Origin of the sequence: Fervidicella metallireducens AeB (assembly GCF_000601455.1) — a bacterium.
Classification (GTDB): Bacteria; Bacillota; Clostridia; order Clostridiales; family Caloramatoraceae; genus Fervidicella; species Fervidicella metallireducens.
This window is the reverse complement of the sequence record NZ_AZQP01000036.1, coordinates 17,216-28,945: the sequence shown is the minus strand read 5'-3', so window position 1 is coordinate 28,945 and position 11,730 is coordinate 17,216. Positions and strand designations below refer to the sequence as shown.

The 11,730-nt window shown below is 33.0% G+C and carries 13 protein-coding genes; 3 read left to right on the top strand and 10 right to left on the bottom strand.

Features of this window, described 5'->3' with window-relative positions; translation table 11 throughout:
- From Q428_RS10605 to Q428_RS10585, 6 genes are all read right to left on the bottom strand, one after another.
- A partial coding sequence (locus Q428_RS10605) for a 4Fe-4S binding protein (RefSeq protein WP_035380759.1) occupies window positions 1-386 on the bottom strand: 386 nt, incomplete at its 3' end.
- 14 nt (window positions 387-400) lie between these two features.
- Window positions 401-1,549: an NAD(P)/FAD-dependent oxidoreductase gene (locus Q428_RS10600; RefSeq protein ID WP_035380757.1), complete on the bottom strand. Its 1,149-nt coding sequence runs from the start codon at window positions 1,547-1,549 to the stop codon at window positions 401-403.
- Complete coding sequence (locus tag Q428_RS15755; RefSeq protein ID WP_051515122.1) at window positions 1,542-1,850, bottom strand: (2Fe-2S)-binding protein; 309 nt, start codon at window positions 1,848-1,850, stop codon at window positions 1,542-1,544. Before Q428_RS15755 ends, Q428_RS10600 begins: the two co-directional genes overlap by 8 nt.
- 302 nt (window positions 1,851-2,152) lie before the next feature.
- Entirely contained in the window at window positions 2,153-2,305 is a 153-nt protein-coding gene (locus Q428_RS16570) for a hypothetical protein (protein ID WP_341349035.1), read from the bottom strand.
- Window positions 2,306-2,316: 11 nt separating this feature from the next.
- Window positions 2,317-3,396 (bottom strand): NAD(P)/FAD-dependent oxidoreductase, encoded by a 1,080-nt coding sequence (locus tag Q428_RS10590; protein WP_035380755.1) that lies wholly within the window; start codon window positions 3,394-3,396, stop codon window positions 2,317-2,319.
- On the bottom strand, window positions 3,393-3,698 hold the full coding sequence (locus tag Q428_RS10585) for a (2Fe-2S)-binding protein (protein ID WP_035380753.1): 306 nt from the start codon (window positions 3,696-3,698) through the stop codon (window positions 3,393-3,395). Before Q428_RS10585 ends, Q428_RS10590 begins: the two co-directional genes overlap by 4 nt.
- 320 nt (window positions 3,699-4,018) lie before the next feature.
- Between Q428_RS10585 and Q428_RS10580 the strand changes: the two genes are divergently transcribed.
- On the top strand, window positions 4,019-4,408 hold the full coding sequence (locus Q428_RS10580) for a hypothetical protein (RefSeq protein WP_035380751.1): 390 nt from the start codon (window positions 4,019-4,021) through the stop codon (window positions 4,406-4,408).
- 170 nt (window positions 4,409-4,578) lie between these two features.
- Here Q428_RS10580 and Q428_RS10575 read toward each other — a convergent pair whose 3' ends face one another.
- Entirely contained in the window at window positions 4,579-5,100 is a 522-nt protein-coding gene (locus Q428_RS10575) for a methylated-DNA--[protein]-cysteine S-methyltransferase (RefSeq protein WP_051515121.1), read from the bottom strand.
- A 230-nt stretch (window positions 5,101-5,330) separates the two neighbouring features.
- Here Q428_RS10575 and adhE point away from each other — a divergent pair, with 230 nt between their 5' ends.
- Window positions 5,331-7,886 (top strand): bifunctional acetaldehyde-CoA/alcohol dehydrogenase, encoded by a 2,556-nt coding sequence (gene adhE / locus Q428_RS10570; protein ID WP_035380749.1) that lies wholly within the window; start codon window positions 5,331-5,333, stop codon window positions 7,884-7,886.
- A 62-nt stretch (window positions 7,887-7,948) separates the two neighbouring features.
- On the opposite strand, the gene nudC is transcribed toward adhE, so the two are convergent.
- Window positions 7,949-8,770, bottom strand: coding sequence for an NAD(+) diphosphatase (gene nudC, locus Q428_RS10565; protein ID WP_051515120.1), 822 nt, complete (start codon window positions 8,768-8,770; stop codon window positions 7,949-7,951).
- Between the two features lie 67 nt (window positions 8,771-8,837).
- Window positions 8,838-9,194, bottom strand: coding sequence for a C-GCAxxG-C-C family (seleno)protein (locus Q428_RS10560; protein WP_035380747.1), 357 nt, complete (start codon window positions 9,192-9,194; stop codon window positions 8,838-8,840).
- Window positions 9,195-9,433: 239 nt separating this feature from the next.
- Here Q428_RS10560 and Q428_RS10555 point away from each other — a divergent pair, with 239 nt between their 5' ends.
- On the top strand, window positions 9,434-9,967 hold the full coding sequence (locus Q428_RS10555; RefSeq protein WP_035380746.1) for a hypothetical protein: 534 nt from the start codon (window positions 9,434-9,436) through the stop codon (window positions 9,965-9,967).
- Between the two features lie 40 nt (window positions 9,968-10,007).
- Here the strand turns inward: Q428_RS10555 and nhaC are convergent, their stop codons facing one another.
- Complete coding sequence (nhaC, locus tag Q428_RS10550; protein ID WP_035380745.1) at window positions 10,008-11,459, bottom strand: Na+/H+ antiporter NhaC; 1,452 nt, start codon at window positions 11,457-11,459, stop codon at window positions 10,008-10,010.
- Window positions 11,460-11,730: the final 271 nt, after the last annotated feature.

The window sequence follows — 11,730 nt, the reverse complement described above, 5'->3', positions numbered from 1 at the left end:
CCTTTTTTATCTATGATTTCAATAGTACCAGTAGGACATACTTTAACACATTGACCACACGCAACACATTTAAATGGTTCTATATAATCTGGATGCATGAACATTGCACCCTCTGGGCAAAATCCTACACACATAAAACATCCAACACAATCTTTTTTATTTATTCTAACTACACCATTGGCATCTCTATAGATTGCCTGAACTGGACAAATATCAATGCATTCTCCGCATTGTGAACATACAGTTATTTTAATACCATCATTTTCATTTAAAATCCTGATACATGATTTTTCTTTATTTATTTCCTTAAACCAAAGATTAGAACATACATTTTCACATTGCTGACAATTAACACAATATTCTGATTTTATATTAATTTTTTTCATCCTATCCCTCCATCCTATACTACTGAAGGCTCATAAACCTCTTCTCCTCTTAGGAATCTATCTTTATGAAGTTTTTCCACTGGAAGTGATGTTGGTTCACCAAGAATAATCTCAGACATAACCACTCCAGTAACTGGTGCAAACATAAAACCATGTCCACTGAAGCCACAAGCTATAAAGAATCCCTTAACCTCACTGGATTCGCAATATATTGGCTGTCTATCTGGAGTTATTTCATAAAGCCCTGCCCACTGCCTTACAATATTTAACTTTCTTAATGGTGGAAGAAGTTCACAGCAGGTTTTTGCCATCTCCTCTAAAAAACTCCAACTTGAATTTATATTAAAATCCTTAGGTTCATTTGCATCTCCTCTTCCCATGATAAAACTACCATGAGGAGTCTGTTGACAGTAAATATTTAATGAAAAAGACATAAACATTGGCCCCTGCATCTGAGCAACTGGTTCTGTAACAAGTATTTGATGTCTCTCTGGATATAATGGAATATCAACACCTGCCATATCACCTATGGCCTTTGAATACCCACCAGCTGCATTAACAACCATAGGTGTTGAAATGAATCCTTTGCTGGTTTCTACGCCCACAACAGCACCATTTTCAACTTTGATACCTGTTACTGTTGTATATGTCATAATTTCGACACCAAGTCTTTTAGCTGCATTAGCATATGCCTGTGTTGCATGAAATGGATTTAAATGTCCATCCTTTGGACAAAATGTTGCACACCTTATTTTTGACTCATCCATATGTTTTACTATCTCTTTTGCTTCCTTAGGAGTTAAGTATTTTGACGGTATACCGAGACTATGTTGTAATTCCAGATTTTTCTTAAACTGTGTTTCCTCCTTCTCTGTTGAAGCGACAATCAAATAACCACCCTGTTTAAATTCTATATCATACTCATATTCAAGTTCCTCATTGGCCCTTTCAAAAAACTCTATACTGTATTTTGCAAGTCTGCAATTCATTTCTGTCCCCCACTGCATACGTACACCCGCTCCACATCTTCCTGTTGAACCACTGCATATATAATCCTTTTCAATTACAATAACATCCTTAACTCCCTTTTTAGCGAGATTATATGCTATTGCACAGCCAGAAATACCTCCACCTATAATTACTACATTTGCTCTTTTATTCATCTTTCTCACCTCCTAAAAGTATCTCCATTTTTATTGGTTTTGTCGGAGGTCTAAAGGTTGGCATCTTTAATTCAGACAGACTTTTACCTTCAAATCGTGCAATTTCTTGCATAATCAGTTGTCTACAGGTTCTTCCCTGACATGGACCCATTCCAGCTCTGCTTATTCTCTTTATTTCATCAACACTTCTGTACCCCTTTCTTATAAGCTCTCTGATTTCACCTAGCGTAATTTCTTCGCATCTACATATTATAGTGTTATCACTATAATAATCATCAAGCCTTAAACTTCTTACTTCCATTGAAAGCTCTTTAGGTACAGCTAATGAAATAATTGGAGTCCTGTCCTGAAGCTTAGTGTTTAAAACCTTAACAACTTTAGCTCTGCATATTGGTTTTCCTTCTCTACTTAAACCAGTTACATAGCTTCCTTCATTTGGTAATGGTAAAAACTCATATGGGATTTTAACCAGTGATTCTTTCTCAGAATAGGTTTCATCAACGATAAAAATTGCAAGTCCAGGACATTTGCTTACACAAATTCCACAGCCAGTACATTTATCATAATCAATTTGTGGACAATCATTTATGTCTTCAAGTGTTTTTATAGCTCCTTTAACACATGCTGTTTGGCATGGATTACACGGTATCTTTTGAAAACATTCAAATATTGCAACGGGGCCCTTTTTAAACGTTCCTTTGTAGGCAATATCCTTTCTATATCACTTTGAGTAGGTACACCAAACTTTTCTAACATATTAGTACCTCCTATACTATAACTTTACTTAGACCAGCCCTTATCTTTTCTCCAACAGGTCCTGATCTTAATGAATATAATTGCTCAATACAGTCATTTTTCAGCTCTTCAAAATTTTCCTTTGCATATCCTAAATTTTTTGCAGCACAAAGACCTGCAAGTCTCCCCTCTACCATTGCACTACTTGCTTCTTCAACTCCTGCAACATCTCCTGCTACATAAACACCTTTTACACTTGTTTCAAGTTCTTGATTTCTAACAGGTACATGTCCCCCAAGTTCAGGAACATATATCATATCACAACCAACCTGCCAGAGTAGCTCGGCTAAAGGCGATAAACCAACAGATATACACATAACATCAGCGTCTATATCTATTTCACTTCCAGGTACTTCCTGCCAATTATTATCTAATTTCACAATTGTTACTTTTTTCAAGACTTCTTTTCCATGTGCATATTTAACTGTATGGGAAGTCAAAATTGGAACTCCCATTCTTCTAACTTTAGAAGCATGTACATAATATCCTCCAATTTTAGGTGCTGCATCAATAATAGCCTTTACTTCAATTCCAGCCTGCAAAAGTTGATAACTAACAATAAGACCAATATTTCCAGCACCAACCATAACTACTTTATTACCTGGTTTTATTCCATGCACATTCATAAGGGTTTGAACGGCACCAGCTCCATATATTCCAGGTAAATCATTATTAGGAAATGCTAAAAATTTTTCTGATGCTCCAGTAGCTATGATAATTGAGTCTGGCTTAATTTTTATATATTTATTGTTTTGTTCTACTGTTAAAACACCATCTTCATATAGTCCTAAAACTGTAGAATCTAACATTACATTAACAAGTGATCCTAATTTTTTAAGCTCGTTCATTAAAATATCAGGTATATCTATTCCCCTTGTAGATGCGTATTGTTTTTGTGAGCCAAAAAACATATGTGTCTGTTTAATAAGCTGTCCACCTAAATTACTTGCCTTTTCGATTATTGTTACATTAGCACCTTGGGAAGCTGCGCTGATAGCTGCACATAATCCAGCTGGTCCTCCACCTACAATAGCAATATCTGTTTTTATCATTTAAGTTCACCTCTTCCCTTTTGAGTTTCCACAACCATACCCTCCTTTAGTTTTTCAACGCACACCCTTACATTTGGCTCACCATTTACTGTCATAAGACATGAAGAACAGTTACCTATTGCACAGTAAAAGCCACGTGGTCTGCCTAGCTCATGGGTATGACCTAAAACCTTTATTCCAGCTGCATGCAATGCTGCTGCTATGGGTTCTCCCTCATATCCTTCATATTCTTTTCCATCAAAGGTGAATTTTACGAGTTTACCCTTCGTGAAGGACAATATAGGATGCTCATTAATACGCATATAGACACCTCCCAAACTTCATTGTTTTCATCACTAAATTATATTAATCTTGTCCTAATAATATATCCCTATTTGTTCTCAAAATATTTTTATTCTTTGTAATACATAAATTCCATCGTCTGTTACAAAAGGTTGCTGCTTTCATTTAAGTAAAAATATTAAATTGTTGTATTTCCCGGGTAATAATAAGAATTTAAATTATATAATTACTATCTTTATGAAATGAATATAGACAAGGGCAACAATTTTATATTAGTTTAACACTCATAAAAGTAAACACATATTATATAATTGTATAAAAATGTTGGAGGATTAAACTTATGAAACGATTTTTAGCATTCATTCTAGGTTTGATTTGTATTATATTAGGATTAAGAGACGTTGTACTCCCCGTAATTGGAGAAGAAACAAAAGGATATGTTGTTGATATTCAGCGTGATTTCAAGAATTCAGACATATTAGAAAACAATTATAAAGTAAGTTATTGTTTCACTACCACAGATGGAAAAAATGTTTTTGGTACCCAACGAATAGGTAATATTAAAGATGTAAACAAACTTCCTTCTATTAAAAGCAGTCATAAGGTTTACTATCTTAAAATTTTTCCTTATATAAATGTATTGCAAAAAAACACATTAGACATTTTGTACAGTATTTTTATTGCTACATTCGGAATTATTTTAATTATTACGACCTTAAAAAAACAATAATGTTTAAAAGCATCTAAAATTTAATGCAACTGAAAAGTTGCAGCTATTATCTGGTTCAGGATAACCTTTAGAGGATTTATTATAAAAGCCCCAAGAAATAATATCAAAACTTCCTTTTTAAGCTCTAAAATCAATTAAATTGGACTCATTCCTGGGGCTAAGCTGAAAATTTATCTATATCTTTTTTCTAATTGTAATAGATATTCTTTAACATTAAGCCCACCTGCAAAGCCCGTTAACTTCCCATTTTTTTCAATAACCCTGTGACAAGGAATTATTATCGCTATAGGATTCATAGAATTAGCCTGCCCTACTGCTCTAGCTTTCCTTGAATCACCAACTAATTCTGCCTGTTGCTGATAATAATAGACCTCTCCATAAGGAATAGTTCTTAAAACTTGCCAAGCCTTTTTTTGAAACTCTGTACCTTCAGGAGCTAAAGGTATATCAAACTCCTTTAACTTCCCCTTAAAATATAAATTTATCTGCCTTTCTGTTCTGTCTAAAATAGGATGTGAATCTACTTTTCTTAATTTTAATATATCATCCTCATATAGACCTGATTCCCTATTCATTAAAAGCAATTTTAATGCTTCATCTGTTGCAGCTATTGTCAGAACTCCAACTGGGCTTTCAATTTTTTTATAAACTAATTTTTCCTTAATATTTTTAATTAGATTCTTATTAATCATTCTTAGCCCCTCCAAACATCACAATTAGCAATCTAAAATTTTAAATGACATAAAATTTTATGATACCTTCATAAATAGATTTTATCATTTAAATTTATTTTTTTCATCAATGATTATTAGTGGCCTATATTAATCGTTAATATTTTATCAATATCTATTGACATTTTTCTAAGAAATGCTAAAATAAAATTGACAATGTTAAATAAATAACAATCTTTGGAGGGGTAAATATGAATGATATTCGTGAACATGTAGATTTATTGGTAAGTAATGCCCAAGAGGCATACAATAAGTTCTTAAAATATGATCAGAACACCATAGATGATATTGTTAAAAATATGACAATAAAAGCTCTGGCGAATCATAGAGAACTGGCGAAAATGGCCGTTGAAGAAACAGGAATGGGAATTTATGAAGATAAAATAACTAAAAATATATTTGCATCTGAATATGTTTATAATAGTATCAAAAAGTTAAAAACTGTTGGAATAATCAAGGATGTTGATGAGGAAGATTATATGGAAGTTGCAGAGCCTGTTGGTGTCATTGCAGGGGTAACACCAACAACAAACCCAACCTCCACTACAATATTTAAAAGTCTGATTGCAATTAAAACTAGAAATCCAATAATTTTTAGTTTCCATCCAAGAGCCCAAAAATGCAGTGCTGAAGCAGCAAGAATAGTCAGAGATGCTGCAATTGAAGCAGGAGCTCCTGAAAATTGTATACAATGGATAGAGTCCCCGTCAGTAGAAGCTTCACAACATCTAATGTCACATCCTCAAGTAAATTTAATACTTGCAACTGGCGGACCTGGAATGGTTAAAGCCGCTTACTCTACTGGTAAACCTGCTTTAGGAGTTGGTGCAGGAAACGTACCATGTTACATCGAAAAGACAGCAAATATAAAAAGAGCTGTAAATGATTTAATCATGAGTAAAACCTTTGATAACGGAACTATATGTGCATCTGAACAGGCTGTAATTATTGATAGAGATATAGCTGATGATGTGATTCAATTAATGAAGGATAATGGCTGCTATTTTCTAAGTGATACAGAAAGATTAAAGTTAGAAAAACTTGTAGTTGATGAATGTAAATGCTCAATTAACCCTTCAATAGTTGGACAAAGTGCAAAGAAAATTGCTGAAATGGCAGAACTGACAATACCTGAGAATACAAAGATTATAATAGCTACAATCGAAGGAGTTGGACCTGAGTATCCACTTTCAAGAGAAAAATTAAGCCCAATACTTGCATGTTATATCGTAGATGGATACGAAGAAGGAATTAAGCGTGCAGAAGAAATGGTTGAGTTCGGCGGAATGGGACACTCTGCAGTAATACATTCAAATGATGATGAAGTAATTAATCTGTTCTCAACAAAGGTAAAGGCTGGAAGAATTATAGTTAACTCTCCTTCCTCACAAGGGGCAATTGGAAATTTATACAACACAAACATGCCATCATTAACCCTTGGTTGCGGTACTATGGGAAAAAATTCAACAACTCAAAACGTAAGTGCTGTTAATCTAATTAACATTAAAAGAGTTGTAAAAAGGAGAGTAAATATGCAATGGTTCAGAATTCCTGAAAGAATTTATTTTGAAGCAGGTTCACTTCAATATTTAGAAAAACTTAATGCAAAACGTGCATTTATTGTCAGCGATAGAATGATGGACAAACTAGGTTTCGTTCAAAAAGCTATATATCATCTTAGAAAAGCTGGGACGCATATTGACACCTTCCTTGAGGTAGAGCCTGATCCTTCAATTGAAACTGTGTTAAGGGGAACACAACAAATGAGAAACTTTCAGCCTGATGTAATAATAGCTCTTGGCGGTGGTTCTCCAATGGATGCAGCTAAAGGTATGTGGCTGTTCTATGAATATCCAGAAACTGATTTTGAAGCATTAAAACTTAGATTTATGGATATTAGAAAAAGAACCTTTAAATTCCCTAAGCTTGGAAGAAAGGCAAGACTTGTAGCTGTCCCAACAACTTCTGGTACAGGCTCTGAAGTAACTGCCTTTGCAGTAATTACTGATAAACAAAACAATGTAAAATATCCTCTTGCTGATTATGAACTAACACCTGATGTTGCAATAATTGATCCAGAATTAGTAATGACGGTACCTCCATCTGTTACAGCTGATACAGGGCTTGATGTTTTGACCCATGCAATAGAAGCATATGTTTCAGTAATGGCTTCAGATTATACAGATGCATTAGCACTTAAAGCTATTCAACTTGTTTTTGATTATTTACCAAGGGCATATAAAAACGGAAATGACAAAATAGCAAGAGAAAAGATGCACAATGCTTCTTGTATGGCAGGTATGGCTTTCACCAATGCTTTTCTAGGTGTAAACCACAGTATAGCCCATAAAATTGGCGGTGAATTCCATATACCTCATGGAAGAGCCAACGCAATTATGCTGCCACATGTTATTGAATATAACGGAAGTAAACCTTCAAAGTTTGTTCCTTTCCCTAAATATGAACACTATATAGCACATGAAAAATACCAGGAAATTGCAAAATATTTAGGATTACCTCATTCAACTCCTGAAGAAGGTGTTAAAAGTTTAGCAGATGCTGTAAGAAAACTTATGAATGAGCTCAACATGCCATCTACTTTATCACAATGCGGGGTAAAAAAGGAACACTTTGATAGAGTACTATCTAAACTTGCAGATGATGCCTTTGAAGACCAATGTACAACTGCAAATCCAAGAATGCCACTGGTATCTGAAATTGAAGAACTAATTAAAAAAGCTTTCTAATAAACTATAAGAACTTTTGAGAAGGATTATAAATATCTCTCTCAAAAGTTCTTTTTATTGACTCAAATACTACTAATAAACCAATCTATTAGTTTCCTAGCTACACTTCCCCTAACAGGTATATTGGGCAAATTAGCCTTATTGAACCAATCTGCATGACTTATCTCTTTTCCATCTACTTTAATATCTCCCGAATCATACTCCGCTGTAAAGGCTACCATTAAAGAATCAGGAAATGGCCAAGGTTGGCTTGCAAAATATTTTATATTTTTAACTTTTACACCAACCTCTTCGTAAACTTCCCTTTTTACACATTCCTCAAATGTTTCACCTACTTCAACAAAACCTGCAATAGTGCTATATCTGTTCTGTTGAAAGTTAACATTATGGGCCAGTAGTATTTTATCTTCCTTAACTATAGCAACAATAACAGCTGGGGAAATACGAGGATACATAGTTTGTCCACATTTAGGGCAAAACTTCGCCGTATCATCTGATTTAAAATCCATTAAACTTCCACATCTACCACAGTAAACATTATTTTTATTCCAGTTCAACATCTGGGCAGCTCTACTGCAGATGAAAAAAAGTTCCTCCTCTAAAACACCAACTAGGGATTTTAAATCATTAAAGGTAAACTCATTTACAAAAGATTCATCTTTTAGCTCAGCAACATAATATCTTTCCTTGCTGTTATGTCCAATACCTAATATGTTAATCAGTTCTAGATTTTTGATTTCAGTGCTTTTAGGGAAAATTATTTCGTTATTTTTTAACCTATACATTATTTTGTTATTACTAAAAATCAGCCATGTATCATTTTCCTCAACTCTTTTACAATCTAGAATACATTCTGGTATAAAACTTATATAATTATCAAGCATACAAAATCACCTTAAAAATAATATTATTAAAATGGTATGCTTAAATTATACCATGTTTAACTATAAATTACAGCTGATTATTTAGCAGTTCTTCCACGTACTCAATGATTTCATTGCAGGAAACCCCTTGTTTTTTCAATTGTATACATTCTAGAGTCCCATACTTTTCTTTCACTGCATTCATCAATGCCTTGGTATCCTTCCAAGACAGGTTTTTTTCAGTTGAGTCCTTTCTACCCTTTAAATATCCAAGGATAATTGCTGCTCCTGTAATAGCTCCACATGTACTTCCAACTGTCATACCTGAACCAAATGGACTTCCCAAATTTACTGGAATATCAAGTCCCTTATTTACGTTTGCAGATTTCAACATTGCCTCACAGCAGTTATACCCTTCTTTATGAAAATCTTTAGCTGTTGCCATGTATAACACTCCTTATCTATTACAAATATATACCCCCTATGGGTAATCCAGTTATATTATACCCTAAATTATTTTTATTCTCAACCTAATTAAATGAAAATAATAAGTTAACTTTTTATACAATACTTATATTTCATTTAGAATAAGTTTGTCTATAAATTATTAATTTTATTCATTGCAGAATTTTTTTAATTTTCATATAATATACTTAATAACTTTTATATATGCGGGGGAATACAATGATAATCTACAACGGTAAAAAAGACTCAATCAAAAATCTCAGTATTACCTTTATAGTTTGTTTATTAATATTAATAGTAAATACTACTTTTATTACTAATTTAACAGCAAAGGTTGTTCTATTTTTTATTTTTATTCCAGTTACATTTATGGTTTATAAAGGTATTATTCTAAAAATAACATTGGATGATGAAAAAATCAAAATCTATAAACCCTTTTATGTTAATACAATTTACTTTAAAGATATAGCTTTTTGTGCTCTCCACGGTATCGACGATGAAAGATCTCTACTATATGCTTTTGTAAGAAAAAAATGGCCAAAGAAAAAAGGCGTAAGAGGGATTAAAGCAAATCTTAGTTTTGAGGATATAGTCAAGATTGTTTCACAGGATGAAGGAAATACAAATCTTGATATTAATTTTAACATGGCAGCAAAAGTTCCTTTATCCTTTGTTGAAAATAGTGATGATCTTAAAACTCAAATCCTAACAAATGTAAGTAATAAACATAAAGAAATACTAAAAAATATGTAAATAAAAAGAAACACTACTTAAAGCAGTGTTTCTTTTTACTTTATGAATTTAATGTTTTTTTAACACCTTTATATTCTGGTGCTGAAGGGTCATCCTCTAATTTCATCATCGTTATTCCTGTAAATCCATATATTATTGAAACTATTGGGTTTACAAGATTTAAGAAACAGTATGGTATATATTCTATAGTTGGAATTCCTAAATAAGTTGACATTGTAGCACCACATGTGTTCCATGGAACCAGTGGAGATGTTAAAGTTCCTGCATCTTCAAGACATCTTGAAAGATTTCTTGGTGCTAAACCTCTCTTATGGAACTCTTCTTTATACATTTTACCAGGAAGAACTATTGAAAGATATTGATCACCTGCAAGTACATTTGTGAATATAGATGTTAATATTGTTGCTGTTACTAAGGAGCCTGTACTCTTTGCATAAACTAAAACCCTTTTTGCTATCGTTTCAAGCATACCAGTTTTTTCGAGTATACCACCAAAGGTTAAAGCTGCAAGTATAAGTGAGATTGTCCACATCATACTTTGATATCCGCCTCTAGTAAGTAATTTGTCTAATATTTCATTTCCAGTATTTGAAACAACCCCATTTTGCATTGCATCTAAAACCTGAGCAAATGTCTTGTTCTGGAATATCATTGCAACAGCTCCACCTAAAAGGGTACCTGTGAATAATCCAGGTATAGCTGGAACCTTTTTAGCAACCATAATTATAACTATTAGTGGCACTATAAGTAAAAGAGGACTAATATTAAAATTCTTGCTCATCAAGTCAAGTAAGGCATTTATTTTTGTTGTATCTAATTCTTTTCCTGCAAAGCCAGCTCCTAGCACTGCAAAACCAATTAAAGCTATAACCAAACTTACTCCTGTTGTATAAACCATGTGTTTTACGTGGTCAAAGAGTGTTGCTCCTGCCATAGCTGGTGCAAGGTTTGTTGTATCTGAAAGTGGTGACATCTTATCCCCAAAATAAGCACCTGATATGATTGCACCTGCTGCCATAGCTGCTGGAATTCCAAGTCCTGCTGCAACACCCATTAGTGCTATACCTACTGTACCAGCAGTTGTCCAAGAACTTCCTGTAGAAAGTGATACAATACAACATAATATACAAGAAGCTACAAGGAAGAATCCAGGAGAAATTATTTTCAAACCATAATATATAAGTGTAGGAACTATACCACCTAATATCCATGTTCCTATTATCATACCAATAATTGCAAGTATTATTATGGCTTGCATAGTTCCTGAAATACTGCTGATTATTCCTTCCTCTATCTCTGCCCATGTATAACCTAGTCTTGTAACAGCTACCAAAGCAGCTACTAAAGCACCTAAAATTAAAGGAATATGAACCTCCTGCTCAACTTTAAAGAATGGCAGAACAGCATACATTAAGAGTGCAATAGTAAATACTACTGGTATAAGTGCTTCCCATAATTTTGCCTCTCTTTTGACTTTTGGCTTCGTTGTCATTTTTTGTTCCCCCTTTTTAAAAATTATAAAAATACTGCTTTGTGTATTATAATAATTATTTTATATATAAAATAATACTCAGCAGCAATTTTCTAAATTTTAGAATTCAAATTTTTTAACAATTTATTAATTTCATATAAATTTTTTATTAATTTATTTTGTATTATCTCATAATTTCTGAAAATTGTAAATATTTTTTATTTTAAATGTCAACTCATATAATCCTGTAATTTTTCCTTTTAGAATATTTTTATAACAAATCTTGCATTAT